This is a genomic window from Streptomyces sp. Go-475, assembly GCF_003330845.1.
GTDB lineage: Bacteria > Actinomycetota > Actinomycetes > Streptomycetales > Streptomycetaceae > Streptomyces.
In genome coordinates this window covers 5,058,455-5,084,262 of sequence record NZ_CP026121.1, presented here as the reverse complement: position 1 = coordinate 5,084,262, position 25,808 = coordinate 5,058,455, and the positions used below count along the sequence as shown (strand labels likewise).

Annotated in this window: 24 protein-coding genes, 1 pseudogene and 1 riboswitch; of the genes and pseudogenes, 13 read left to right on the top strand and 12 right to left on the bottom strand. The window is 72.0% G+C overall.

Annotation, left to right across the window (positions count from 1 at the left end; genetic code table 11):
* Positions 1-72 precede the first annotated feature (72 nt).
* Positions 73-2,001, top strand: coding sequence for a 2-oxoacid:acceptor oxidoreductase subunit alpha (locus C1703_RS23480; RefSeq protein WP_114254737.1), 1,929 nt, complete (start codon positions 73-75; stop codon positions 1,999-2,001).
* Positions 1,994-3,043, top strand: coding sequence for a 2-oxoacid:ferredoxin oxidoreductase subunit beta (locus C1703_RS23475; protein ID WP_114254736.1), 1,050 nt, complete (start codon positions 1,994-1,996; stop codon positions 3,041-3,043). The genes C1703_RS23480 and C1703_RS23475 overlap by 8 nt, the downstream gene beginning before the upstream one ends.
* Positions 3,044-3,073: 30 nt before the next feature.
* On the opposite strand, the gene C1703_RS23470 is transcribed toward C1703_RS23475, so the two are convergent.
* Positions 3,074-3,454 (bottom strand): helix-turn-helix domain-containing protein, encoded by a 381-nt coding sequence (locus tag C1703_RS23470; protein WP_114254735.1) that lies wholly within the window; start codon positions 3,452-3,454, stop codon positions 3,074-3,076.
* 91 nt (positions 3,455-3,545) lie between these two features.
* On the opposite strand from C1703_RS23470, the gene C1703_RS23465 reads away from it, so the two are divergent.
* Positions 3,546-4,400 (top strand): SDR family oxidoreductase, encoded by an 855-nt coding sequence (locus C1703_RS23465; RefSeq protein WP_114254734.1) that lies wholly within the window; start codon positions 3,546-3,548, stop codon positions 4,398-4,400.
* A gap of 120 nt (positions 4,401-4,520) precedes the next feature.
* Positions 4,521-5,423, top strand: a pseudogene (rarD, locus tag C1703_RS23460) (EamA family transporter RarD); the annotation flags it as partial.
* Here the strand turns inward: rarD and C1703_RS23455 are convergent.
* Complete coding sequence (locus C1703_RS23455) at positions 5,306-6,769, bottom strand: MFS transporter (RefSeq protein WP_232840569.1); 1,464 nt, start codon at positions 6,767-6,769, stop codon at positions 5,306-5,308. The pseudogene rarD and the gene C1703_RS23455 sit on opposite strands and share 118 nt — an antisense overlap.
* Positions 6,770-6,860: 91 nt before the next feature.
* On the opposite strand from C1703_RS23455, the gene C1703_RS23450 reads away from it, so the two are divergent.
* Positions 6,861-7,313 carry a helix-turn-helix domain-containing protein gene (locus C1703_RS23450; protein ID WP_114254732.1) on the top strand — a complete coding sequence of 151 codons (453 nt, stop codon included), beginning with the start codon at positions 6,861-6,863 and terminating at the stop codon, positions 7,311-7,313.
* Here C1703_RS23450 and C1703_RS23445 read toward each other — a convergent pair.
* Positions 7,300-7,932, bottom strand: coding sequence for a CGNR zinc finger domain-containing protein (locus C1703_RS23445; RefSeq protein ID WP_232840568.1), 633 nt, complete (start codon positions 7,930-7,932; stop codon positions 7,300-7,302). The two genes, C1703_RS23450 and C1703_RS23445, sit on opposite strands and share 14 nt — an antisense overlap.
* A gap of 21 nt (positions 7,933-7,953) precedes the next feature.
* Here C1703_RS23445 and C1703_RS23440 point away from each other — a divergent pair, with 21 nt between their 5' ends.
* Positions 7,954-8,427, top strand: coding sequence for a VOC family protein (locus tag C1703_RS23440; protein WP_114254731.1), 474 nt, complete (start codon positions 7,954-7,956; stop codon positions 8,425-8,427).
* Positions 8,428-8,562: 135 nt separating this feature from the next.
* A complete protein-coding gene (locus tag C1703_RS23435; RefSeq protein WP_114254730.1) occupies positions 8,563-9,513 on the top strand; it encodes a M28 family metallopeptidase in 951 nt (316 codons plus the stop codon).
* Between the two features lie 9 nt (positions 9,514-9,522).
* Here the strand turns inward: C1703_RS23435 and C1703_RS23430 are convergent, their stop codons facing one another.
* A complete protein-coding gene (locus C1703_RS23430; RefSeq protein ID WP_114254729.1) occupies positions 9,523-10,740 on the bottom strand; it encodes a tetratricopeptide repeat protein in 1,218 nt (405 codons plus the stop codon).
* Positions 10,741-10,900: 160 nt separating this feature from the next.
* Here C1703_RS23430 and C1703_RS23425 point away from each other — a divergent pair, with 160 nt between their 5' ends.
* Together C1703_RS23425 and C1703_RS23420 are read left to right on the top strand one after the other, a co-directional pair.
* Positions 10,901-11,404 (top strand): DUF6668 family protein, encoded by a 504-nt coding sequence (locus tag C1703_RS23425; protein WP_114254728.1) that lies wholly within the window; start codon positions 10,901-10,903, stop codon positions 11,402-11,404.
* Positions 11,405-11,503: 99 nt separating this feature from the next.
* Entirely contained in the window at positions 11,504-12,085 is a 582-nt protein-coding gene (locus C1703_RS23420; RefSeq protein WP_114254727.1) for an NAD(P)H-dependent oxidoreductase, read from the top strand.
* A 21-nt stretch (positions 12,086-12,106) separates the two neighbouring features.
* Here C1703_RS23420 and C1703_RS23415 read toward each other — a convergent pair whose 3' ends face one another.
* The 4 genes from C1703_RS23415 to C1703_RS23400 form a co-directional block, all read right to left on the bottom strand.
* Positions 12,107-12,982 carry an ABC transporter permease gene (locus tag C1703_RS23415; protein ID WP_114254726.1) on the bottom strand — a complete coding sequence of 292 codons (876 nt, stop codon included), beginning with the start codon at positions 12,980-12,982 and terminating at the stop codon, positions 12,107-12,109.
* Positions 12,969-13,949, bottom strand: coding sequence for an ABC transporter ATP-binding protein (locus C1703_RS23410; RefSeq protein ID WP_114254725.1), 981 nt, complete (start codon positions 13,947-13,949; stop codon positions 12,969-12,971). Before C1703_RS23410 ends, C1703_RS23415 begins: the two co-directional genes overlap by 14 nt.
* A 34-nt stretch (positions 13,950-13,983) precedes the next feature.
* Positions 13,984-15,252, bottom strand: a complete 1,269-nt coding sequence (locus C1703_RS23405) for an outer membrane lipoprotein carrier protein LolA (protein WP_114254724.1) — start codon at positions 15,250-15,252, stop codon at positions 13,984-13,986.
* A 232-nt stretch (positions 15,253-15,484) separates the two neighbouring features.
* Entirely contained in the window at positions 15,485-16,495 is a 1,011-nt protein-coding gene (locus tag C1703_RS23400; RefSeq protein WP_114254723.1) for a polyprenyl synthetase family protein, read from the bottom strand.
* A gap of 464 nt (positions 16,496-16,959) precedes the next feature.
* A riboswitch (cyclic di-AMP (ydaO/yuaA leader) is annotated at positions 16,960-17,138 on the top strand.
* A 3-nt stretch (positions 17,139-17,141) separates the two neighbouring features.
* Here C1703_RS23400 and C1703_RS23395 point away from each other — a divergent pair.
* The gene (locus tag C1703_RS23395) at positions 17,142-17,909 is read left to right on the top strand and encodes a LysM peptidoglycan-binding domain-containing protein (protein WP_114254722.1); all 768 of its coding nucleotides are present in this window, start codon (positions 17,142-17,144) and stop codon (positions 17,907-17,909) included.
* On the opposite strand, the gene C1703_RS23390 is transcribed toward C1703_RS23395, so the two are convergent.
* Positions 17,873-18,721, bottom strand: a complete 849-nt coding sequence (locus C1703_RS23390; protein ID WP_114254721.1) for an HAD family hydrolase — start codon at positions 18,719-18,721, stop codon at positions 17,873-17,875. The two genes, C1703_RS23395 and C1703_RS23390, sit on opposite strands and share 37 nt — an antisense overlap.
* A 195-nt stretch (positions 18,722-18,916) precedes the next feature.
* Here C1703_RS23390 and C1703_RS23385 point away from each other — a divergent pair, with 195 nt between their 5' ends.
* From C1703_RS23385 to C1703_RS23375, 3 genes are all read left to right on the top strand, one after another.
* Positions 18,917-19,978: a GNAT family N-acetyltransferase gene (locus tag C1703_RS23385; RefSeq protein WP_114254720.1), complete on the top strand. Its 1,062-nt coding sequence runs from the start codon at positions 18,917-18,919 to the stop codon at positions 19,976-19,978.
* A 58-nt stretch (positions 19,979-20,036) separates the two neighbouring features.
* Complete coding sequence (locus C1703_RS23380; RefSeq protein ID WP_114254719.1) at positions 20,037-21,326, top strand: glycosyltransferase; 1,290 nt, start codon at positions 20,037-20,039, stop codon at positions 21,324-21,326.
* Positions 21,327-21,493: 167 nt separating this feature from the next.
* The gene (locus C1703_RS23375; protein ID WP_198678253.1) at positions 21,494-22,249 is read left to right on the top strand and encodes a polysaccharide deacetylase family protein; all 756 of its coding nucleotides are present in this window, start codon (positions 21,494-21,496) and stop codon (positions 22,247-22,249) included.
* A gap of 34 nt (positions 22,250-22,283) precedes the next feature.
* Here C1703_RS23375 and C1703_RS23370 read toward each other — a convergent pair whose 3' ends face one another.
* The 3 genes from C1703_RS23370 to C1703_RS23360 all read right to left on the bottom strand — a co-directional run bounded on the left by C1703_RS23370 (position 22,284) and on the right by C1703_RS23360 (position 25,777).
* Positions 22,284-23,405 (bottom strand): glycosyl hydrolase, encoded by a 1,122-nt coding sequence (locus C1703_RS23370; RefSeq protein WP_232840567.1) that lies wholly within the window; start codon positions 23,403-23,405, stop codon positions 22,284-22,286.
* 38 nt (positions 23,406-23,443) lie between these two features.
* Positions 23,444-23,638: a hypothetical protein gene (locus C1703_RS40325; RefSeq protein WP_343236405.1), complete on the bottom strand. Its 195-nt coding sequence runs from the start codon at positions 23,636-23,638 to the stop codon at positions 23,444-23,446.
* A 243-nt stretch (positions 23,639-23,881) separates the two neighbouring features.
* Complete coding sequence (locus C1703_RS23360) at positions 23,882-25,777, bottom strand: glycosyltransferase (RefSeq protein WP_232840566.1); 1,896 nt, start codon at positions 25,775-25,777, stop codon at positions 23,882-23,884.
* Positions 25,778-25,808: the final 31 nt, after the last annotated feature.

The following is a 25,808-nucleotide window of genomic DNA, read 5'->3' as shown; positions in this document are numbered from 1 at the left end:
CGTAGGGTTGATCCTGGGAGGGCCTGTGGGAAGGCCTGTCCCGGACAGCGTCCTCGAGGGAGGTCCAGTTCAGTGACCAGCCAGGTCAGTAGCCCAGCGGAGCAGGCCGACGGAGCAGTCGTAGGAGAGCAGCGCAAAGCGGCGGGCGCGAAGGACGTCCGGCGCCTCGACCGGGTGATCATCAGGTTCGCGGGGGACTCGGGTGACGGTATGCAGCTCACCGGTGACCGCTTCACCTCGGAGACCGCGTCGTTCGGCAACGACCTGTCGACGCTGCCGAACTTCCCGGCCGAGATCAGGGCGCCCGCCGGGACCCTGCCGGGTGTGTCGTCCTTCCAGCTGCACTTCGCCGACCACGACATCCTCACGCCCGGCGACGCGCCGAACGTACTGGTGGCGATGAACCCGGCCGCCCTGAAGGCGAACATCGGGGACCTGCCGCGCGGCGCGGAGGTGATCGTCAACACGGACGAGTTCACGAAGCGGGCGATGCAGAAGGTCGGCTACGCGACGTCCCCGCTGGAGGACGGGTCGCTGGACGGCTACCACCTGCACCCGGTGCCGCTGACCACGCTCACGGTCGAGGCGCTCAAGGAGTTCGACCTCAGCCGCAAGGAGGCCGAGCGCAGCAAGAACATGTTCGCGCTGGGCCTGCTGAGCTGGATGTACCACCGGCCCACGGAGGGCACGGAGAAGTTCCTGCGGTCGAAGTTCGCCAAGAAACCCGACATCGCGGCGGCGAACATCGCCGCGTTCCGGGCCGGCTGGAACTTCGGCGAGACGACGGAGGACTTCGCGGTCTCCTACGAGGTCGCGCCGGCGGCGACGGCGTTCCCGCCGGGCGTCTACCGCAACATCTCCGGCAACCTGGCCCTGTCGTACGGCCTGATCGCCGCGTCGCAGCAGGCGGATCTGCCGCTGTACCTGGGCTCGTACCCGATCACCCCGGCGTCGGACATCCTGCACGAGCTGAGCAAGCACAAGAACTTCGGGGTGCGGACGTTCCAGGCGGAGGACGAGATCGCCGGGATCGGGGCGGCGCTGGGCGCGGCCTTCGGCGGTTCGCTGGCGGTGACGACGACGAGCGGCCCGGGTGTGGCGCTGAAGTCCGAGACGATCGGCCTCGCGGTCTCGCTGGAGCTGCCGCTGCTGATCGTGGACATCCAGCGCGGCGGCCCGTCGACGGGTCTGCCCACCAAGACCGAGCAGGCGGACCTGCTGCAGGCGATGTTCGGGCGCAACGGCGAGGCCCCGGTGCCGGTGGTCGCGCCGCGGACGCCGGCGGACTGCTTCGACGCCGCGCTGGAGGCGGCGCGGATCGCGCTGACGTACCGGACGCCGGTGTTCCTGCTCTCCGACGGCTATCTGGCCAACGGCTCGGAGCCCTGGCGGATCCCGGACCTGGAGGAACTGCCGGATCTGAGGGTGCAGTTCGCGCAGGGCCCGAACCACACGCTCGACGACGGCACCGAGGTGTTCTGGCCGTACAAGCGGGACCCGCAGACGCTGGCCCGCCCGTGGGCGATTCCGGGCACGCCGGGTCTGGAGCACCGCATCGGCGGCATCGAGAAGGAGGACGGCACGGGCAACATCTCCTACGCCCCGGCCAACCACGACTTCATGGTGCGCACCCGGCAGGCGAAGGTCGACGGCATCGACGTCCCGGACGTCCAGGTGGACGACCCGGACGGCGCCCGGACCCTCGTCCTCGGCTGGGGTTCGACGTACGGGCCGATCACGGCGGCGGTGCGGCGGCTGCGCAGAGCCGGGGAGTCCATCGCGCAGGCCCATCTGCGCCACCTCAACCCCTTCCCGCCGAATCTGGGCTCCGTGCTGGAGCGATACGACAAGGTGGTGATCCCCGAGATGAACCTCGGGCAGCTCGCCACGCTCATCCGGGCGAAGTACCTGGTCGACGCCCACTCGTACAACCAGGTCAACGGCATGCCGTTCAAGGCGGAGCAGCTCGCCTCGGCTCTGAAGGAGGCCATCGATGACTGAGGCACTGAAGCTGGTCCCCAAGGCCGACGCCAAGCAGTCCATGAAGGACTTCAAGTCCGATCAGGAAGTGCGCTGGTGCCCCGGGTGCGGCGACTACGCCATCCTCGCCGCGGTGCAGGGCTTCATGCCCGAGCTGGGGCTGGCGAAGGAGAACATCGTCTTCGTCTCGGGCATCGGCTGCTCCTCCCGCTTCCCGTACTACATGAACACGTACGGGATGCACTCCATCCACGGCCGCGCCCCGGCCATCGCCACGGGCCTGGCCAGCTCCCGCCGGGACCTGTCGGTGTGGGTCGTCACGGGTGACGGCGACGCGCTGTCCATCGGCGGCAACCACCTGATCCACGCCCTGCGCCGCAACGTCAACCTCAAGATCCTGCTGTTCAACAACCGGATCTACGGTCTGACCAAGGGCCAGTACTCGCCGACCTCCGAGGTCGGGAAGATCACCAAGTCGACGCCGATGGGTTCGCTGGACGCGCCGTTCAACCCGGTGTCGCTGGCGATCGGCGCGGAGGCGTCGTTCGTGGCCCGGACGGTGGACTCCGACCGCAAGCACCTCACCGAGGTGCTGCGCCAGGCCTCCGCGCACCAGGGCACGGCGCTGATCGAGATCTACCAGAACTGCAACATCTTCAACGACGGCGCCTTCGACGCCCTGAAGGACAAGCAGCAGGCCGAGGAGGCCGTGATCCGCCTGGAGCACGGCAAGCCGATCCGGTTCGGCGCCGACCTGGCCAAGGGCGTCGTACGGGACCAGCTGACCGGGGACCTGAAGGTGGTCGCGGTGACGCCGGAGAACGAGGGGGAGGTCCTCGTCCACGACGCGCACTCGGCGTCCCCGACCACGGCGTTCGCGCTGTCCCGGCTCGCCGACCCGGACACGCTGCACCACACCCCGATCGGCGTGTTCCGCTCGGTCGACCGGCCCGTCTACGACACGCAGATGGCCGACCAGCTGGACAGCGCGATCGAGCAGCACGGCAAGGGCGACCTGGCGGCGCTGCTGGCGGGCGGCGACACCTGGACGGTCGTCGGCTGACCGACCGCAGGACCGAGGGGCCCGGGACCGCTAGGAGGCGGCCCGGGCCTCGTCGTATGCCCGGCGTGCCCGCTCCACGTCGTCCATGCGGTCGCGCGTCCACTGCGCGAGGGCCCGCACCTGCTCGGCGGCCTCGCGGCCCAGCTCGGTGAGGGAGTAGTCGACGCGGGGCGGGATGACAGGTCGGGCGTCGCGGTGGACCAGTCCGTCCCGTTCCAGGGTCTGGAGGGTCTGGGTGAGCATCTTCTCGCTCACGCCGCGGCCCCCGTACGTGCCGATCGCCCGGCGCAGCTCGCTGAACCGGTACGGGCGGTCCAGGAGCTGGATCAGCACGAGCACGCCCCAGCGGCTGGTGACGTGCTCCAGGACGAGCCGGTACGGGCACAGCGCCTCGGTTTCACTTACCGCCATACCAGTACCTTACTTCAAAGTGGGTACTTTCCAATAGTTAGCGCTTTTCCTATGGTTAGTGCCATCGCACCCCACAAGGAGAGTTCTCACCATGAGCATCGTCGTCACCGGAGCCACCGGACACCTCGGCCGCCACGTCGTGGAGCAGCTGCTGGAGAAGGTCCCCGCCGAGCAGATCACCGCGGTCGTGCGCAACGCGGAGAAGGCCGCCGACTTCGCGGACCGCGGTGTGAAGATCGCGCTGGCCGACTACAACGCCCCCGCCTCCTTCGACGGCCTCTTCTCCGCCGGTGACAAGGTGCTGCTGGTCTCCGGCAACGAGTTCGACAAGGGCCGCGTGCGGCAGCACAAAGTCGTCATCGACGCCGCCAAGGCGGCCGGTGTCGCCCTGCTCGCCTACACCAGCGCCCCGGGCACCCTGGCCGCCGCGCTCGCCGACGACCACCGCGGCACCGAGGAGATCCTGCTGGACTCCGGCGTGCCCTGCACGCTGCTGCGCAACGGCTGGTACCACGAGAACTACACCGAGAACCTCGCCCCGGTACTGGAGCACAACGCGGTCGTCGCCGCCGCGGGCGAGGGCAAGGTCTCCTCGGCCTCCCGCGCCGACTACGCCGCTGCCGCCGTCGCCGTGCTCACCGGCGAGGGCCACGAGAACAAGACGTACGAGCTGGGCGGCGACACCCCGTGGAGCTTCGCCGAGTACGCGGCCGAGCTGAGCCGGCAGACCGGCAAGAAGATCACCTACAACGCGGTCTCCCCCGAGGCCCTGGTCGGCATCCTGACCGGCGCGGGCCTGCCGGAGCCGTTCGCGCAGATCCTCGCGGGCGTCGACGCCTCCATCGAGAAGGGCGAGCTGGTCGTCTCCACCGGTGACCTGTCCCGTCTTACCGGCCGCCCGACCACGCCGTTCTCCGAGGCCATCACCGCCGCGCTCAAGGGCTGAACTCCCCCGGCGGGCCACCCCACCCCCGGCTGTCATGACCGTATACCGATACGGGCATGACAGCCGGGGGCACGCGGCGTTACCGTCGTGGACGCGGACGCGACGTGTGGAGGAGGGCCCGTGACCGGCAAGCCGAGGGGTGAGCGGCACATAGGACTGCTGAACGGCTTCGCGGCCTACGGGATGTGGGGGCTCGTGCCCCTGTTCTGGCCCCTGCTGAAGCCCGCCGGCGCGGTGGAGATCCTGGCCCACCGGATGGTGTGGTCGCTGGTCTTCGTGGGCGCCGCCCTGCTGGTGCTGCGCCGCTGGGCCTGGGCCGGCGAGCTGCTGCGGCAGCCCCGCAAGCTGGGGCTGATCACGATCGCCGCGGCGGTCATCACCGTCAACTGGGGCCTGTACATCTGGGCCGTGAACTCCGGGCACGTCGTCGAGGCCTCGCTCGGGTACTTCATCAACCCGCTGGTCACCATCGCGATGGGCGTGCTGCTGCTGAAGGAGCGGCTGCGGCCCGTGCAGTGGGCGGCGGTCGCGACCGGCTGCGTCGCGGTCGTCGTACTGACCGTCGGCTACGGCCGGCCGCCGTGGATCTCCCTCTGCCTCGCCTTCTCCTTCGCCACGTACGGCCTGGTGAAGAAGAAGGTCAACCTCGGCGGCGTCGAGTCGCTCGCCGCCGAGACCGCGATCCAGTTCCTGCCCGCGCTCGCCTACCTGGCGTGGCTCACCGCGCGGGGCGGCTCCACCTTCGCCGCCGAGGGCGCGGGGCACGCGGCCCTGCTCGCCTCGGCCGGCATCGTCACCGCGCTCCCCCTGGTCTGCTTCGGCGCCGCCGCCATCCGCGTGCCCCTGTCCACCATCGGCCTGTTGCAGTACCTGACGCCGGTCTTCCAGTTCCTGCTCGGCATCCTCTACTTCCACGAGGAGATGCCGCCGGAGCGCTGGGCCGGCTTCGCGCTGGTGTGGCTGGCGTTGACGCTGCTCACCTGGGACGCGCTGCGCACCGCCCGCCGGGCCTCCCGCGCGCTCACCACCGAGATCAGCGCGCCCAGCGCGACCAGGACGACCGGCACGGTCAGCGCCGCGCGGAAGGCCGACAGCGTGGCCTCGGGGCCGGACCCGGTGGACGCCAAGCCGTAGACCGCGGTCACCGCCGAGATGCCGATCGCGGAGCCGAACTGCGTGGCGGTGGTCAGCAGCCCGCCGGCCAGGCCCTGCTCCGACTCGGTGACGCCGTCCGTCGCCGCGATCGTCAGCGGCCCGTAGGCCAGGGCGAAGGCGAGGCCGGACAGCAGCAGCGTCGGGAACATCATCGCGTAGGACCAGTCCATGCCGACCGGCAGGAACAGCGCGTAGGCGGCCACCGCCAGGACGAAACCGCCGAGGATCACCCGGGCGTTGCCGAAGCGGGCGACCAGCCGCGGGGTGAGCGTCGGCGCGAGGACGGCGTCGATGCCCATGACGAGCAGGGCGAGGGCCGTCTGGAGGGACGACCAGCCGCGCAGTTCCTGGAGGTAGAGCGTCACGACGAACTGGAAGCCGAAGAACGCGCCGAGGAAGAGCAGCGCCCCCAGGTCGGCGCGTACGACCGGGCCCTGGCGCAGGATGCCGAGGCGGACGAGCGGGTCGGGACAGCGCCGTTCGACCACGACGAAGGCCCAGGCCGAGAGCAGCGCCGCGACCCCGGCGGCCACGGTGAGCGGCCAGTCGTGCAGGCCGTGCTCCAGGCGTACGACGGTGTAGGCGGCCAGCAGCATGGCGCCCGCGGCGGTGATCGCGCCGGGCACGTCGAAGGTGCGCCGGCGGGCCGGCGGGGCGTCCAGCCGGGGGATGAGGCGGACGGCGGGGACGAGCAGGGCGGCGGCCATCAGCACGGGCGCGAAGAACACCCAGCGCCAGCCGATCTCGGTGAGCAGGCCGCCGATCACCAGGCCCAGGGAGAAGCCGGCCGCGCCCGTCCCGGCGAAGACCAGCAGGGCCTTGTTGCGCTGCGGGCCCTCCTCGTACGACGTGGTGATCAGGGAGAGCGCGGCCGGGGTCATGAACGCGGCGGCGACGCCGGTGACGAACCGGGCGACGATCAGCATCCAGCCCTCGGTCGCGAAGCCGCCGAGCCCCGAGAAGGCGAGGAAGACGGTCAGCCAGAGCAGGAACATCCGCCGCCGGCCGAGCAGGTCGGCGGCTCTGCCGCCCAGCAGGGTGAAGCCGGCGTAGCCGAGGACGTAGGCGCTCATCACCCAGGCCGCGGTGCCGGTGGTCAGGCCGAGGTCGGAGCGGACGGCCGGGATCGCCACCGCCATCATCGCGACGTCGATGCCTTCGAGGAAGATCGTTCCGCACAGGACGAGCAGCAGCGCCCAGGCACGCGTGCCCATGAGTCAACACTCCTCTGGTAGGGATCGGTTACGCAAGTGAGGGCCGGTTCCCTCTTGTAACCAGGACCACCCTGCGGCAGCATCGGCAGACATGGAAGAAGGCACTTCGAAGTCACCGAGTTACTGCGAGAGCACCGTCGACCACGGCGACAACGACCCCTTCCAGTGGGACACCCGCGAGGACTGCCAGGTCCGGCAGATCCTGGACCGGATCGCCGACAAGTGGTCGCTGCTGGTCATCGCGCTGCTGGCGAACCGGCGGCTGCGCTTCACCGAGCTGCGCCGGGAGATCGACGGGGTCAGCCAGCGCATGCTGACGGTGACCCTGCGCTCGCTGGAGCGGGACGGCCTGGTGAAGCGGACGGTGCACCCGGTGGTCCCGCCGCGGGTCGACTACGAGCTGACCTCCCTCGGCCGGACGCTGCACACCACGATCCAGTCCCTGGTGACCTGGACGGAGGAGCACCAGGACGAGATCGCGGCGGCCCGGACCGCGTACGACACGCGGGAGGCCCGGGCCGCACAGGCCGCTACGGCTTCCTAGGCGCCTGGCGGGCCCGGTGCGCCCGCACCTTCTCGCGGTTGCCGCAGTGCTCCATGGCGCACCAGCGGCGGCGGCCCGGGCGGGAGGTGTCGACGAAAAGCAGGAAGCAGTTGTGGGCGCCGCACTCGCGGACGCGGTGGGCGTGGGGGCCGGTGAACAGGTCGATGGCGTCGCGGGCGACCGTGGAGAGCAGCTGCGTGCCGGTGGCGCCCGGCGCCCAGGCGCGGCTGCCGTCCGGCGCGATACGGGCGACGAGCGCGGGTTCGGCCGCGGCGGCGTTGACGGCGTCCAGATGGGCGGTCCGCAGCGGGCGGTCGTGGGCGCGGTCGGCGGCGAGCAGGAACACGGCGTCCCGCAGGGCGCGTGCGCGCGCCAGTTCCCCGGCGGACACGGTGAGGTCCAGTCCGGCCGGCAGACGGCTGCGTGCGGCCCAGGCGACCAGGTCGGCCGGCTCGTGCAGCACCTCCCAGCGCGCGAAGGCGCCGGGGCCGCCGGTCGTCGTCAGCTCCAGGCACAGGGCGCCCGGGTCGAAGCGGTAGGACTTCCCCTCGGACGAGACCAGGGTCAGACCCGGGGGCTCGTCCGGCTCGTTCGGCGTTCTGGCCGCGCGTCCACTCACCTAACCAGTATAAGTGGTTACATGACGCAGACACCGGCATCGGCCGACCCCGTCCACTGGAAGGTCGTCATCGACGCGAACGACCCGCACGCGCAGGCCGGCTTCTGGGCCGCCGCCCTGCGGTACGAGGTCGAGGACAACAGCGCCCTCATCGAGAGGCTGCTCGGCTTCGGCGCCCTGCCGGAGGAGGCCACGGTCGAGTTCCGGGGCCGCCGCGCCTTCCGGGACCTGATCGCCGTACGGCACCCCGAGGACCCGTTCGAGGAGGAGAGCGGGACCGGGCTCGGGCGGCGGCTGCTGTTCCAGCGGGTGCCGGAGGCCAAGACGGTGAAGAACCGGCTCCACCTCGATCTGCACCCGGGCGAGGGGCGCCGCGACGAGGAGGTCGCCCGGCTGGAGGGGCTCGGGGCGAGCGTGCTGCGGCGGGTGGAGGAACAGGGCGGCGAGTGGGTCGTGATGGCGGACCCGGAGGGGAACGAGTTCTGCGTGCAGTGACCCTGTCCGGCAACGCCCTGTCCGGATCAGAGTCTTGACGGAGAGTCAGTAACAGCTTCACCATCCAGGCACCCCATTCACCGTGGGCTGCCTGTGGACACCCCACGGGCTTCCCAAGGAACTCGGAGCCCCCACATGAAGCTCTCCGTTTCCGCGCGTGCCGTGGCGGCAGGCGGCCTGGCGACAGCCTTGCTCCTGACCGGCGGCGCCGTGGCGGACGCCGCGTCCTCCGCTCCCTCCAGAGCGGCGGCCGCGCCGGACATACCCCTGGCGGGCGTCAAGGCCCACCTCTCCCAGCTCCAGTCCATAGCCACCGCCAACGGCGGCAACCGCGCGCACGGCCGCCCCGGCTACAAGGCCTCGCTCGACTACCTGAAGGCCAAGCTGGACGCTGCCGGATACACCACCACCGTCCAGCAGTTCACCACCTCCGGCCGCACCGGCTACAACCTGGTCGCCGACTGGCCCGGCGGCGACCCGAACCAGGTCGTGATGGCCGGCTCGCACCTCGACAGCGTCTCCTCCGGGCCCGGCATCAACGACAACGGCTCCGGCTCGGCCGCCGTCCTGGAGACCGCGCTCGCCGTGTCCCGGGCGCAGTACAAGCCCACCAAGCACCTGCGGTTCGCCTGGTGGGGCGCGGAGGAACTCGGCCTGGTCGGCTCCCGCCACTACGTCAACCGGCTGGCCACCGGCGACCGTTCGAGGATCAGCGCCTATCTGAACTTCGACATGATCGGCTCCCCGAACCCCGGGTACTTCGTCTACGACGACGACCCGGCGATCGAGAAGACCTTCAAGGACTACTTCTCCGGCATCGGCGTCCCGACCGAGATCGAGACCGAGGGCGACGGCCGCTCCGACCACGCGCCCTTCAAGAGCGCGGGCGTGCCGGTGGGCGGTCTGTTCACCGGGGCCGGCCGGACGAAGACGGCGGCGCAGGCGGCCAAGTGGGGCGGTACGGCCGGGCAGGCCTTCGACCGCTGCTACCACTCCTCCTGCGACACCACCGCCAACATCAACGACACGGCCCTGAACCGCAACAGCGACGCCCTCGCCCACGCGGTGTGGGAACTGTCGGAGTAGCCACCGCGGCTACTGGACGCGGGCGCGCTCGGTGAGGCGGCCCATGCGGGCGCGGGCCGACTCCAGTTCCTCGATCTCCTCAGCGGCCGGGCCGTCCTCTGCGGCGAGTTCCGTCCACAGGCCGATCAGACCGCGCCCCAGCTCCAGCCCGAGCGCCGGGTCGCGCACCGCGCGCCAGGCGGTGGCCGCGCTGCGCACGTTGCCGTAGGCGCCCTCCGCGTCGCCGCCGCGGCGGTGGGCACCGGCCAGGTCGAGCGACAGATGGAAGGCGCGGAGCGGGTCGCCCGCCAAGTAGGCGATGTACGCGGTCAGTTCGCGCAGCCGGAGCACCTCGGGGTGCTCCGGCCCCAGCGTCCCCGACGCCTGGGCGACGGTCTGGTCCGCCAGCCCGGCCGCCACGTCGATCCGGCCCTCCTTCACGGCCTCGTTGATCCGCCCGACCGGCTCCGCGAGGAGCGCGGGGGCGGTGGGGTCGCCCGGGGCGGTGAGGGGTTCGTCGCCGAGCACGGCCTCCGCGACGGCGTCGAAGCCGCGGGCGGGGGTGGGCTTGGCCTCGGCCTCGGCGGCTGCCAGGGCGGCCGCGTCGGGGAGCGGCTCACGCCGTGGGGCCGGTGCGGCCTCGGGGACGGGCAGCGGTCGCGCGTCCATGGGCGGGGGCGGGCCGAACTCGCCGGTGGGGGGCGCGACGGTGCCCGGGGGCGTGGCCGGGGCCGGCGGCGCGTCCTCCGGTACGGCCCGCAGCCGGAACGTGGCCGGCTCGTCCGCCGGCTGCGGCTCGGGCACGGTCCGCAGCGGGAACGTCGGGGCCGCGCCGCCGCCGGACTCCGGCTCGGGCCACAGGACGTGGGTGGCGCTGTCGCTCCGCGGGGGCTCCTGCTCCGCCGGGGCCGTGCGCACCGGCTCGGCAGTGAAGCGGCTGGAGCCGTCCGGGTCGACCTGGAGCGGGACGACGTAGCCGATGCGCTCGTCGCGGACCGTGGCGAGCACGGGGTGGCCGGTGGCGAGGGCGAGGTGGTGGAGGCGGTCCAGGACGGCCTGCTGGATCTCCTCGCCGGGGCCCGCGAAGACCGGGACCCCGCCGACCGACGCGGCGTCGGACGCCCCGCCCGTACCCTCTCCGGCGTCCGCCGTGCCCCCGGGGACATGGACGTCGATCGGCGCCGCCGGGGTCGCCGCGTGTGCGGCCTGCTTCTGTTCCCGCTTCTTCTCGCGGCTGAGTCGAGCCATCGTCCCCTCACTCGGCGTCGTACACCTACTGTCGAGTGTGTCCGCTCGCCCCCGTTTCTCACGTCACCGCGGTGTCACAGGCTCGTCCCAAGGGCCACCGGCACCGATGTCGATCGTTCCGGATGGCGTGGGGACCGGGAGCACCAGGGAGGAGAAGGGCATGCACACAGGCATGCGACAGGGGCCGGAGATCTGGATCCGCGGCCCGGTGACCAGGTCAGGGCCGGGATCGCCGGAGCCCGCCCACGCCCATGCCCCGGCACGGCGTTTCTCCTGGGTCGGCACGCACGGCGGCGCCGGCGTCTCCACCCTCGCCGCGGTCTACGGCGGGCATGACAGCGGCCGCGCCTGGCCGGGGCCCGGCGAGCCCGCGTCGGTGCTGCTGGTCGCCCGGACGCACGCGGCCGGGCTCGACACGGCCGCCGGTGCGGTCGAGGTCTTCCGGCGCGGCCAGGCCCCGCCGGGGCTCGACCTCGACGCCGTCGTCCTCGTGGCGGACGCCCCGGGCCGGCTGCCGCGCCCGCTCGCCCAGCGGGTCAAGTCCCTGGAGTCGGTCATCGACGTGTACCGGGTGCCGTGGGTGCCCGCCTGGCGGCTCGGCGAACTGGGCCGGCCGCCACGCGAGACGGAGCCCCTGCTCCGGCTGACGGGAGCGGCGCGCTGATCACCGGAGCCGAGGGTCACCCCTGGCGGACTTTACTTGCATGCGCATATGATGCAGACGCCTGCAATTGACGTACGCCGAGCATTCAGGGGGATCCCCATGACCCGCCGCTTCCTCTTCGTCCTGGGCAGCGCCCGTGCCGACGGCAACACCGAGCTGCTGGCCCGCCGGGCCGCCGAGCAGCTGCCGCCGGACGTCGAACAGCAGTGGATCGACCTCACCGAGCATCCGGTGCCGGACTTCGAGGACCTGCGGCACGACAGCGACCACGTCCGGCCGACCGAAGGCAACGTGGCCCTGCTGCTCGACGCCACACTCGCGGCCACGGACATCGTGATCGCCTCGCCCCTGTACTGGTACTCGGTCTCCGCGCACACCAAGCGCTACCTGGACTACTGGTCGGGCTGGCTGCGCACGCCCGGCCTCGACTTCAAGGAGACCCTGGCCGGGCGCACCCTGTGGGGCGTCGCCGCCCTCGCGCACCGGGAGCAGGTGGTCGCCGACCCGCTGGTGGGGACGCTCAACAACTCGGCCGCGTACATGGGGATGCGCTTCGGCGGCGTGCTGCTCGGCAACGGCAGCAAGCCCGGCGACGTGCTGAACGACACCGAGGCACTGGCCCGCGCGAAGACGTTCTTCGCCCAGGAGGCCCCGCTCGCCCGGTTCCTGTACGAGGAGTGACTTCCCGTACCTGCCGGGGCCCTAGGCCGTGATGTCCTTCGCCGTGAAGCGCGCCCACGCCGCCGAGCCGAACACCGCCGCGTACAGGGCCTGCAGTCCGAGGTTCCTGGCGAGGTCGTCCCAGTAGACCGGTTCGCGCATCAGGTCGGCGAAGGACAGCCAGTAGTGCGAGAAGATGTACGGCTGGAGGGCGTGCAGTTGCGGGATCTGGTCCAGGATCTGGACCGTGATCAGCAGGCCCACCGTCGTCGCCATGGCCGCGATGCCGCTGTTGGTGAGCGTCGAGACGAACAGGCCGAGCGCCGCGACGCCGATCAGTGACGCGGCGACGGCCAGGGCGATCAGCAGGGCTCTGCCCAGGCCCTCGGCGAAGCCGATCCGCGTACCGGAGATGGTCGTCAGGTCGCCGAGGGGGAACAGGAGCGCGCCGACCGTCAGGGCCGAGACGGCGACCACGAGCGTGGCGGCCAGGCAGAACAGGACGACCGTCGCGTACTTGGTGAGCAGCAGGCGGCTGCGGCCGGCCGGGGCGACCAGCAGATAGCGCAGGGTGCCGGCGTTCGCCTCGCCGGCGATCGCGTCGCCCGCGACGACACCGACCGCCATGGGCAGGAAGAACGGGAGGGTGGCGGCCAGGGCGGTGAAGACCAGGAACAGGCCGTTGTTGGTGATCTGCGAGATGAAGGCCGGTCCTCCGCCGCCCCCGCCGGGCGACGAGCCGTCGGCCGTCTCCATCTTGACCGCGATGCCGACCAGGATCGGCACGCCCGCCAGTACGGCCAGCAGCGCGAGGGTGCGCCAGCGGCGGAAGGTGGTCGTGAGCTCGTTGCGCAGCAGCCCGAAGGTCCACAGCGGGCTCACCGGCCGTACGTGCTCCGCGACTTCAGCCCGCGACATCGAAGCCCTCCCCCGTCAGCGCCACGAACGCGTCCTCCAGCGAGGCCCGTTCGACCGTGAAGCCGCGCACCCGGACCCCGGCGGTGACCAGCGCGGCGTTCACCTCGGCCAGGTCGCGGTCCGGTGGCTCGCCGGTCACCCGGTCGTCGGTGACGGCGATGTCCGCGACACCCTGCTCCTTCAGCACCCGGGCCGCCTCCGCCGGGTCGGGCGTGGTCACCACCAGCCGGCCCCGCGCCCCGGCCGCCAGCTCGGCGACCGGGCCCTGCGTGATCAGCCGGCCCTGCGCCATCACGGCCGCGTGTGTGCAGACCTGCTCGATCTCGTCGAGCAGGTGGGAGGAGAGGAAGACGGTCGTGCCGTCGGAGGCGAGTTCCCGTATCAGCGTGCGGATCTCGCGCATGCCCTGCGGGTCGAGGCCGTTGGTCGGCTCGTCGAGGACGAGCAGCCGGCGCGGCTGGAGCAGCGCGGCCGCGAGACCGAGGCGCTGTTTCATGCCCAGCGAGTAGGCCTTGGCCTTCTTGCCCGCGGCGGCCGTGAGGCCCACCCGGTCCAGGGCGGCGGCGACCCGGGCGTGCCGGGTGCGCGGATCGGCGGCCGGGTCGGCGGAGTCGTAGCGGATCAGGTTGTCGCGGCCGGAGAGGAAGCCGTAGAGGGCCGGGCCCTCGATGAGGGCGCCGACGTGCGGGAGCACGGCGCGAGTGGCCCGGGGCATGGGCTGCCCGAGGACCCGCGCCGTGCCGGAGGTGGGCTCGATGAGGCCCATCAGCATGCGGATCGTGGTGGTCTTGCCGGAGCCGTTGGGGCCGAGGAAGCCGAAGACGCTGCCCGCCGGGACGGTCAGGTCCAGGCCGTCGACGGCGAGTTGTCCGCCGCGGTAGCGCTTGGTGAGCGCGCGGGTGGCGATGACCGGTTCCCCGGCCTGCTCGCCCCGCTGCTCCGGCTCCGTGGCGGACGGTTCGCCCATCGGCTTCCTCGATCTCTCTGGTGGCGCGGCAGGACTACTTGGCGGCGTCGGCCGCCTTCACGAGCGCGTCCTTGGTGACCATGCCGACGTAGACCTTGCCGTCGTCCGTCATCAGGGCGTTGACCAGTCGGGTGGAAAAGACCGTGCCCGAGCCGAACTTGCCGGTGACCTTGTCGCCGAGCGAGTCGAGGAAGCCGCCGAAGTCGCCGCCGCCGGCCTTGCCGGAGGGCATGCCCTCGCCGCCGATGTCGAAGACGGCTATGGAGTTCCAGCCCTCGCCGATGGTCTTCATGCCGTCGGGGCCCTTGCCGTGGCCCTCCCCGGCCTTCGGGGCGTGCTCCCGCGCCTCGCCCTTGCCGAAGCCCAGCCCCAGGCCCTCGCCGAAGCCCTCCTCGGACGCCTTGCCGGACGCCTTGCCGGAGTCCTTCTCCTCGGTGACCTTCGCGCCCTTGGGCGGCGTGAAGTCGAAGGTCGAGGCGGCCGGCTTGGCGAAGCTGACCTGTGTGAAGCCCGCGTCGACGACGGCGGCACCGCCGCCCGCCGGGGTCAGTGTGAACTTCAGCGGCAGGCCCGTCTCGGAGTCCACGGCCACCGTGATCGCGCCGACCGTCGAGCCGGACTGCTTGGGCTTGACGACGAGCTTGTAGGCGTCCCGGCCGGCGACCTGCGCGGTGCCGTCCACCGTCACGGAGGTCGTGTCACCGGCGGCCCTCAGGGCCTCCTCGGCGAAGTCCTTCGGCAGGGCCGGCGGCTGCTGCTCCCGGTCGCCCTTCGGGCTCTCGGAGACGGTGCCGTGGTAGACCTCGTTCGACTTGCTGTCGTAGCCCCAGACGTCCTTGCCGTTGTGGATGAGGCTGTACTCGGCGGCGTTCTCCAGCAGCGACAGCTTCTGCTTCTCCGGGCCGTCGGCGGCGACGCGCAGGGTGTGCGTACCGGAGGCCAGTTCGGTGAGCTTGGCCGTCGGGTCGGCGGAGGAGCCGCCCTCGCCCTGGCCCGCGGCGCCGGACATCAGGCTGGACTCCAGGCCACCGAGGTTCGGCAGACCGAGGTCCGTGCTGATCTTCACCGTGCCGGAGAACTGCTCGACGTCCGACTTGGCGATCTTCTCGATGAGCTGCTGTGCGGTGATCTTCGGGAGGTCGGGGTCGCCGGAGTCGGCGAGCGCGGGGACCAGGCCGATCGTCGCGGCGGCCACCCCCATCACCGTGACCGGGACGACGTACCGAGCGGCTTTGCGCCGCCCGGAGCGCTGCTCGTCGCCCTCCCCGGCGGTCGTGTTGTCGTCGGATGCGTACGGTGCCATGTGTGCCCTACCTCCGTGGTCGGCGGCGGCTGTCCGTGTCGTCCACGCACTCGTCCCTGAGCCGCCATTCTCACCCGAACTGGTGAGGAGTGGTGTTTTCCGTGGTTTCCATCTGACCAAATCGGCCAGGGAGATACGTCAGACCCCGGGCTCAACTCCACGTACTGCTGCGGTATGACACGAGGGGGCGGCTTCTCCCCCGACCCGTAGGGGTCGTGCGGGGATCGCCCGGCTAGCCGGCCCGGTGCACCACCGCGTCGCACAGCTCCACCAGCGCCGTCTTCGCGGCACATTCGGGCAGCGGGGCCAGCGCCGCGCGGGCGTCCTCGGCGTAACGGACGGTGTCCCGGCGGGCCTGCTCCAGCGCCGGGTGGGCGCGCAGCAGGCGCAGCGCCTCGGCGTGCCGGGCGTCGTCGGTGAGGTCGGAGTCCAGCAGCTCGCACAGGGCGATGTCGTCGGCGAGCCCGAGCCGGGCCGCCCGCTCGCGCAGCCGCAGCACGGGGAGCGTGGGGATGCCCTCGCGCAGGTCGGTGCCGGGGGTCTTGCCCGACTCGTGGGAGTCGGAGGCGATGTCCAGGACGTCGTCCGCGAGCTGGAAGGCGACGCCGAGCCGCTCGCCGTACTGGGTCAGGACGTCCACGACCGTCTCGTCGGCGCCGGACATCATCGCGCCGAACCGGCAGGAGACCGCCACGAGCGAGCCCGTCTTGCCGCCCAGCACGTCCAGGTAGTGCTCGACCGGGTCCCGGCCGTCCTGCGGACCGGCCGTCTCCAGGATCTGCCCGGTCACCAGCCGCTCGAACGCCTCGGCCTGCACCCGCACGGCCTCGGGGCCGAGGTCGGCCAGGATGTGCGAGGCGCGGGCGAAGAGGAAGTCGCCGGTGAGGACCGCGACGGAGTTGCCCCAGCGGGCGTTCGCGCTCGCGACGCCGCGGCGCACGGCGGCCTCGTCCATCACGTCGTCGTGGTACAGCGTGGCGAGGTGGGTCAGCTCCACGACGACGGCCGAGGGCACGATCCCGGGCGCGTACCGGTCACCGAACTGGGCGGAGAGCATCACGAGCAGCGGCCGGAACCGCTTGCCGCCGGCCCGCACCAGGTGCTGGGCGGCCTCCGTGATGAAGGGCACCTCGCTCTTGGTGGCCTCGAGCAAGCCTTCCTCGACAGCCGCCAAACCGGCCTGGACATCGGCTTCCAGAGCCTGGTCCCGCACGCTCAGCCCGAACGGCCCGACGTCGGTCACGAGGGGTCTCCTGTCTGCTGGTGTCTGCCGGTGATCAAACGGATTGTCGATAGGTCGCTGCCATCACTCGAGTCAGCGTATCCGGTCACGTTTCGATCACCTCCAGCGCCCATGGTTACAGGCCGGGCGGCAACAGACATTTATCGACTTTCCCGGAAGTAACTGCTCATATGCGATTTGCCGTAATAGGGAAGCAAATTCCCCTTGCGGGGCATTGCGCCCCGGGTCGCGATCAGTGAGTTGAATCACTTCACCCCTTCGGCGGCCGCACCCCGGCACCGTCCCGTACCCCCGTCCGCCGAAAGCAAGTTGGGCCTTGGCTCCCGCAAAGGATCAAGCGCCTCATATCCCCTCGACCAAGGTCACCGGAGTCGATATGTGACGACGGTGCTTGTTCCCGGCATGTGCTCTCGCATACGTTCCGGGCTTGTCCGGCGGACGCCGAATCCTGCCGCCGCCCGGACTCCCCACACACACCGACTCACTCACGCAGGGCAGGAGCGGGGGACCCAGGTAAGTCGCCGGTCCATGACAAGGAACGGCTCGGGGTGAAGCCGCGCACGGCAGCACAGCGCCGTACGCGGCCGGGCACCTCCCGGCCCGAACCCGACAGCTCACCTCGCAGGCGCCGGAGAGGAACATCGCCATGCCCGGACGAGGTAAGCACCGTCGCCCCAGAACCAGCCCGCTCACCCGAGGTGTCGTCGCCGCCGGCACCGGCGGAGCGGCCCTGACCCTCCCGCTGCTCGGCGCGACGCAGGCCAGCGCCGCCCAGCCGGCCCAGAGCGCCCCCGCCGCCCAGACCGCACCCCAGGCGGCCCAGCCCGCCAAGTCCCTCACGTACACCGTGACCAAGGGCGACACGCTCTACCGCATCGCGGACAAGTACGACGTCTCGGGCGGCTGGAAGCAGCTCTACAAGGACAACCGCGCCGCCGTCGGCGACAACCCGAGGCTGATCCACCCCGGCCTGAAGCTGAAGGTGACGACGGCCAAGGCCGCCGCGAAGAAGAAGGCGACCCAGTCGTCCGCCGCGGCGGCGAAGCCCGCCGGAGGCGTCGCCGAGGCCACCCAGGCCTCCACGAAGACCTACGCCGACAACCTGGACGGCTGGATCCGCGAGGCGCTGGACATCATGGCGCAGAAGGGGATCCCGGGCTCGTACGACGGCATCTACCGCAACATCATGCGTGAGTCGTCCGGCAACCCGCAGGCCATCAACAACTGGGACTCCAACGCCGCCGCCGGCACCCCGTCCAAGGGCCTCCTCCAGACCATCGACCCGACCTTCCAGGCCTACCACGTGGACGGCACGTCGTGGGACCCGTTCGACCCGGTCGCGAACATCACGGCGGCCTGCAACTACGCGGCCGCCCGTTACGGCTCGATCGACAACGTCAACGGCCCGTACTGAGCCGTCCCGCCCAGCAGTCGCTCGAGGACGACGGCGATGCCGTCGTCCTCGTTCGACAGGGTGACCTCGTCGGCCACGGCCTTGAGTTCGGGATGGGCGTTGGCCATCGCGACGCCGTGGGCGGCCCAGTCGAACATCGGGATGTCGTTGGGCATGTCACCGAAGGCGACGGTGTCCGCGGGCCGCAGCCCCAGGTGATCGGCGGCCAGCGCCAGGCCGGTCGCCTTGGTGACGCCGCACGGCTGGAGTTCGACCGTGCCGGGCCCCGACATCGTCACCGTCGCCAGTGAGCCGACCACCGAGCGGGCCGTCGCCGCCAGCTCGTCGTCCGTCAGGTAGGGGTGGCGCAGCAGTACCTTGCTGATGGGCTCGTCCCACAGCTCGTCGCGCCGGTCGACCCGTACCGCGGGCAGGGTCGGGTGCGGCATGAGATAGCCCGGCTCGATCAGCGTGAGCCCGTCGACCCCGTCCTGGTCGACCGCCGCGTACACCTGCCCCACCTCGGCCTCGATCTTGCCGAGGGCGGTCTCCGCCAGCTCCCGGTCCAGGGTGATGGACCACAGCAGCCGGTCCGCGCCGGCGTCGTACACCTGCGCGCCCTGCCCGCACACCGCGAGCCCCGTGCAGCGCAGGTCGTCCAGGAGCGGCCGCACTCTCGGCGCCGGCCGGCCCGTCACCACGAGGTGCTGGGCACCGGCGTCCGCCACCCGCGCGAGCGCGGCGAGGGACCGGTCGGACAGGGTGTCGTCGCCGCGCAGCAGCGTCCCGTCCAGGTCGGTGGCGATGAGTGAATATGCGATGGGTGCGGCCATGATCAGAGAATACGGACAGCGCGCCCTTTCGTTTCATCGCGCGGCGCACGCCGATTGCCCGGTTGAAGGCCTCTGCACCAGTTGGCAACAACATGGTCCGCTACCTACCGTCGGGGCCGTCTCGGGCGGTACCTTCCAAGTGTCCAGGGGGGACTTGATCGGGGGGTCAGGTTGAGCAGTGGGCGCATTCACGTGATGGGGCCCGGGGAGCTCGGCGAAGGGGAAAGGGAGCGCTGGCGTGCGCTGCGCGCCGCCTCGGAGGCACCGCGCAACCCTTTCATGGAACCGGAGTTCACCGCCGCCGTCGGCCGGGTGAGGCCGCAGGCCCGGGTCGCGGTCGTGTACGAGGGGCGGGAGCCCGCCGGGTTCCTGCCGTACGAGCGCGGGCCGTTGGGGCAGGGCCGGGCGATCGGACTCGGCGTCTCGGACGTCCAGGGGGCGGTCCTGCGGCCGGGTCTGGCGCTGGAGACCGGTGAACTGCTGCGGGCCTGCGCGCTGTCGAGCTTCGCCTTCGACAACCTGGAGGCCGAGCAGCGGCTGTTCGTCCGGTACGCGGCGGAGGAGCACGCCACCTACGTGGTCGACGTGGAGAAGGGCTACGAGACGTACGAGTCGGCGCTGCGCGCCCAGTCGCCGAAGTTCCTGAAGACCACCCTGGCCAAGGAGCGCAGGCTGGGCCGGCAGGTCGGCGAGGTGCGGTTCGTGTTCGACGAGCGCGACCCGGCCGCGCTGCGCACGCTCATGGAGTGGAAGTCCGCGCAGTACCGCCGGACGGGCCGCCGTGACCGGTTCGCCCAGGAGTGGATCACGCGGCTCGTCGGGCAGCTGGCCCGGACCCGGGCGCCGGAGTGCGGCGGCACGCTGTCCGTGCTGTACGCCGGCGGCCGGCCCGTCGCCGCGCACTTCGGGCTGCGCTCGGCGTCGGTGCTGGCCTGCTGGTTCCCGGCGTACGACCCGGAGTTCTCGAAGTACTCGCCGGGTCTGGTGCTGCACCTGCGCATGGCCGAGGCGGCGGCCGCCGAGGGCATCGGCCTGCTCGATCTGGGGCGGGGCGCGGCCGAGTACAAGGACGCGCTGAAGACGGGCGAACGGCCGGTGTACGAGGGCGCGGCGACCCGGCCGGGGGCGGGCGCGGCGCTGCACTGGCTGAGCCGCGAGCCGGCCCGCCGCGCGCACAGCTTCGTCCGCGGCCGGCCGCGGCTCGCGGCGCTGGCGGCGCGGACCCTGAAGGGCGCGGCTCGGCTGCGCGGTGCCTGAACAGAAGCCGTAGTCGTACGGACAACGGTCGTACCTGACGACGAGGGGGGGAGGGCGCATGGCCCGTTCGGCGCGTGCGCAGGAGGAGATACGGCGGTTCCTGGACATCGGGGCGGTGCAGGTCGCGGAGCTGGACCTCGACGGTGACGAGGCGGTGCTCAGACCGGGTCCGGGCAGCCCGCCGGTGACGCACGGAGAGGTGTTCGTGCTGGTCAGACGGCAGGGCCGGCCCGTGGGCACCCTGCTCGGGCGGGTGCCGGAGGGGGCGGACGCCAGGGCCGTGCTCGCGGCGCGGGCGCGGGCGGAGTGCCCGCCGGGCGCGGTCGAGGGCCCCGGGGAGCCGCCGTTCACGAGTGTCGTCGTCGCCACCCGGGAGCGCGCCGGGCAGCTCGCCCGCGCGCTGGACTCGCTGCTGGCGCAGGACCATCCGCGGTTCGAGATCGTCGTCGTCGACAACGCGCCCGTGACGGGCGAGACGCGGGAGCTGGTCGAGCGGAAGTACGCCGAGCGCGTGCGGTACGTGTGCGAGCCGGTGCCCGGTCTGGCGGTCGCCCACAACACCGGCCTCGCGGCCGTGTCGGGCGAGGTGGTCGCCTTCACCGACGACGACGTGGTCGCCGACCCGCGCTGGCTGACCGAGCTGACCGCGCCCTTCGCCGCCGACGCCGGACTGGGGTGCAGCACCGGGCTGATCCTGCCCGCGCGGCTGACGACCCCGGCCCAGGTGCTGCTGGAGAGCCACGGCGGTTTCGCGAAAGGCTTCACTCCAAGGACGTACGACCCGGCGCGTCCGCCGGTCGACGAGCCGCTGTTCCCGTTCACGGCGGGGCGGTTCGGCTCGGGTGCCAACATGGCGTTCCGCACGCGGGTCCTGCGCTCCGTCGGCGGTTTCGACCCGGCCACCGGTGCCGGGACGGCCGCCCGGGGCGGCGACGACCTCTACGGCTTCGTCCGCGTCCTGGCCGACGGGCACCGGCTGCGGTACACGCCGTACGCCCTGGTGTGGCACCACCACCGGGAGACCTGGCGGGACCTGGAGACGCAGGCGTACGGCTACGGCGCCGGGCTCACGGCGTATCTCACCGCGGTCCTGGTGAACCGGCCCGCGCTGCTGCCGGCGTTCCTCGCGAGACTGCCCCGCGGCCTCGTCCACGCCCGCGCGCTGACCGCCGTGCGCGAGACGGAGGGGACGGACGGCGGGGGCATGCCGGGCGATCACGACGTGCGGACGCATCCCTGGCCGCGGCGGCTGTCTCGGCTACAGCGCCGGGGGATGGTGTACGGGCCTGTCGGCTATGTGCGGGCGCGCAGGGCGCTGCGCCGGACTGGTGTTCAGGGGGCGGGATGAAGACAACGGCACGCGAACGGGGCGAGGGGCAGGGGGACGGCAGAGGCCGGGCGGAACGGGGGGCGCCGGACGGTGAGGGCCCGATATCCCCGGGGCGTCCAGCGGCTCCGGTGAGCCGGCCTGACGTCCGCGCTCCGGCCATCCCCGTGTTCCTGTACCACTCCGTGATGGACGACCCGCCGGACTGGATCGCCGAGTTCACGGTCACGCCGCGGCAGTTCGCGGCGCATCTCGACGCCGTCGTGCGCAGCGGGCGCACGCCCGTCACGATCAGTACGATCGCCGACCATCTGGCCGGGCGGGCGCCGCTGCCCACCCGGCCGGTGCTGCTCACCTTCGACGACGGCTTCGCCGATCTGCCCGGCCCCACCGCCGAGGCGCTGGCCGAGCGCGCGCTGCCCGCCACCGCCTACCTGACCACCGGCGCCATCGCCCCGGGCGGCCGCAGTCTGCTGCCGCCCGCCCCGATGATGACCCTGGCCCGGGCGGCGGAGCTGGAACGTTACGGCATGGAGATCGGCAGCCACACGGTCACCCACGCCCAGCTCGACACGCTGTCCGCGAAGGACCTGGCGTACGAACTGCGCACCTCGAAGGCCGTGCTGGAGGACGCCCTCGGGCACGAGGTCCGCCATCTCGCCTACCCGCACGGCTACAACAGCCCGCGGGTGCGGGCCATGTCGGCCCGGGCCGGCTACGAGACGGCGACCGCCGTACGCCACGCGCTCAGCTCCGACCGCGACGAGCGGTACCGCATCGCCCGGCTCATCGTCCGGCGCACCCACACCGTCGCCGACGTCGAGAACTGGCTGGCGGGCGCGGGCGCCCGGGTCGCGCCGTACCGGGACGGGCCGAAGACGATCGCGTGGCGGTGGTACCGGCGGGCCCGCGCGATGGTGCACGGGCCCGAGTTCGCGGGCTGAACGGGCCTACTCCAAGGGCTGGTGCTGAACGGGCCTATTCCAAGGGCTGGTTGAGGTACGGGTCGGAGACCGCCTTGCGCAGGCTGTCCCAGGCCGCGTCGTTCGCCAGCGCGAGGTTGCAGTGCGGTCCGGGGTCGCGGTAGTTCCACTGGAGGGCGGCCTTGACGCCCTCCAGGCCCTTCAGCACCCCGGGCACCTGCGCGTACCACTCGGCCTGCCGCTGCGGGCGCGCCGAGTCCGCGGCCGTGCCGAACTCGGAGAGCATCAGCGGCTTGTCGTCGGAGATGTTCTTCCGGATCCAGTCGTGCGTGGCGTTCTGCGTCTGGGCGAAGGTGAGCCAGCCCGCGTCGTGGCAGCGGTAGTAGTTGTACTGGTTGTAGCCGATCCAGTCGACGTAGTCGTCGCCGGGATACATCTTCTTGATCACGTCGGCGTGGTCGAGGTACCCGGTGGTGATCCACGTCCACACCACGTTGTCGACGCCCAGCTCGCGGAACCGGTCGTGGATGTGCCGGTACGCCCGGACGAAGTCGGCGGGCGTGCCGTTGGCCGGGGTGCGGGTGTCCATCTCCAGGTCGAAGGAGAGGAACACCTTCTTGCCGTAGTCCTTGATGCGCCGGGCCTGGACGTCGATGACCTGCTCGTCCAGCTCGCCGGCCGCGATCTGCTTCCAGGTCGGCTGCTGCTTTTTCGTGCCGCCCCACCACTTGCTCTCCCAGGACAGCAGCAGCAGGTGGTCCCGGCCGACGCGCTGCTCCTCGGGGGTGAGCAGCTGGCCCTCCCGGCGGGTGCCCTCGGCCAGGGACATGTCGTGGTACGTGTACACGATGTCGAGCGGGCGGCCCACGCGTTTCTCGTAGGCGCGCACCTTCTCGGGCAGGTCGTCCCGCTCGTGCGGCACGAACGCGCCGAACCAGGCGCCGCAGGGCGGTTCCAGCAGGGCCGTGGGGCGGCAGTCGGCGCCGGACCCGGCGGCTCCCTGTTCCGGTCCGGAGGCGTTCCGGAGGGCGAGTACGGCGACCAGGACCGCGCTGACGACCGTGGCGGACGTGATCAGCAGGCGGCGCCGGCTCGAGGCGAAGGGACCGGCGGCCCGCTCGTGTTCTCCGGGTGGCTTCCTGCGGTGCTGTCCGGTCGTGACCGGGTCGCGGCGCAAGGGGCGGGGGCGAAAGGGACGGTGGGGACGGTTGAACCTCACTGAGCAGAACCCTTCGGTGTCCTCGGCGTCGTCCTGGGCGGCGGGGAGGCGCGCAGCGGCGGACAGAACGCGGCGAGTGTGGTCAGCAGTGTCAGCGTCAGCAGCACCCGCTGTGCGCTGAAGGTGTGCGTGGCGATCAGCACGGTCGCGACGAGCATCACGGCGCCGATGCTCAGGAACAGCACCAGCATCAGCCGCTCCAGCAGGTCGGAGTGGCGGGCGAAGTCCGGGTCCCGGCGCTCGACAGGCCCTTCCGCGGGCCGTGCTCCCCAGCGCGGGGGCGCAGACCCTCACCACGGCCGCGCCCGGGCCCGCCGCCAGGAAGAGCACGACCGCGGCGCCCCGCAGCGGCGATCCGCCGGGCAGGGCGAGCGCGGCGAGCGCCAGCCAGCCGCCGAACGGCGGTGCCATCCTGACCACGAGTTCCTGAGGTGTCATCGCTCCGCTCCCCCCGCCTGCTTCAGTTCGTAGAGCCATCCGGCGCCGTTCTCCGCCACGAGCCGGAACCGCGGCGAGGCGTCGACGGACGTCCGGATGCGGTCCAGCTGCGCCTTCGTGAGCTGTCCGTTCATCTCGGAGTTGGCGAACTGCCCCTGCGTGAGGAGGAAGTACGCCCGGGCCGGCCGCTCGATGCCGGCCATGTCACTGGCGAGGGTGGCGGCCGGGTCGCGGACGATCCGGTCGACGTGGCTGCGGGCGTCGTCCAGGAACCAGTAGTGGTCGATGCTCCAGTAGGAGGCGTACGCGTGCGGGTAGTTGCGGTTGGCCGCCACCACGAGCGACCCTTCGGGCGCCTGGTCGAAGAGCTGCCGTACGAGGGCCACCTCCTGCGGCGGGAAGTAGTTGATCCGGTCCTTGCCCGAGTAGCTCGGCACGAACGCCAGGGTCCCGACGAGCAGGGCGGCCGGCGGCACCCACGCGACCAGCCTCCGCCGGCGGCGTTTCGCGGGCGCTGCCGGCCGGCCGCCGGCCTCCTGCGCGGCGGCGTCGGCGGCCAGGGTGCGGACCTTGGGCAGGATCGCGGCGGCGGCGAAGAAGGCGGCGCCGGGCAGCATGAACAACAGCACCCGGAAGATCATCTCGCTGCCGTAGCTGCTCGCCGCGAACATCGGCAGCGGGGCCGCGGCGACCAGCAGCAGGGGCCGGGCCCGGTGGCGCAGCACCCGCTGGCGCAGGACGCCGACGGCCGCGAGCAGCAGCACGGAGCCGGACAGCAGCCGGGCCGCCCAGGAGGTCGCGATCGCGCCGGTGCCGGTCGGGGTGGCGCCGTAGCCGGTCTCGACGTTGGCGCCGACGTCGCCGACGGAGCGGATCATGTCGGGCATCGCCGCGGACAGGAAGGGCAGCGCGGCCGTGAGGCACCAGGCCAGGAAGATCACGACCGTGGTGACCACCGGGACCCAGTCGCGGTAGCGGCGGCTCAGGCCCAGGGCGAGCAGGCAGACGACCAGCATGCCCGGGGTGAGCTGGTGGGAGATGACGATCGCCGTGATCATGACGGTGAGCACCACCGTCCACACGGCCTGTCGCGGCCGACCGCGCCGCACGGCGGTCCGGCCGAAGCGGCGCAGCACCACGGCCAGGACGCCCACGTGCAGCGCGTACGCCACGGACTGGGGCGAGAAGTAGTCCTGCCCGACCCAGTTGGCGACGTAGAAGAGCCAGACCGCCGTCCAGATCAGCCGCCGGTCCTCGGTGAAGGTGCGGTAGATCAGCAGCAGCGGGAGCAGCAGCATCAGGCAGGAGACCAGGGGCCACCAGGCCATGAACATCGCCGCCGACTCCACGCCCAGCAGCCGCACCAGGGCGGCCTGGGCGGCGAAGAAGCCGGGCCACTGGTCGTACACCGCCATGTCGCCGACCTGGTCGGCCGTCTGCAGACCGCCGGCCGTCAGCAGGTGGTCGATGACCGCCTCGTGCTTCCACGCCCAGGCGTACAGCGGGGTCGGGTAGACCACGGCCTGCGTGGCCCGCTCCATCACCAGCAGCCCGAGCACGTACGCCGCCGCCCAGGCACCCGGGCGGCGCGGATCGCGGACCGTGCACCAGAAGCCGGCCGTGAGCACCACGAGTCCGGCCCAGAACGTCGGGTGCAGCGCGGTGACCAGCCCGTAGTCGTCGAGTCGCGAGACGTCGGTGTGCCGCACGGCGTACACCCACAGCGCCAGCGCGGCGAGCAGCGGCACCCCGGGCCAGGTGAGCGCGCGGCGCCGGGACCAGGCGGGGGGCAGGTCGGACAGATCCGTCACGGGCTCGTGGGCGGGGCTCGACGCCTCCGAGGAGGAGGGGCTGGAGGACTGGCTGGAAGTCTCGGGGTCGCTGCCGGGCATGTCCGCGCCGTCCTGTGCGGGTGTGGGCTCT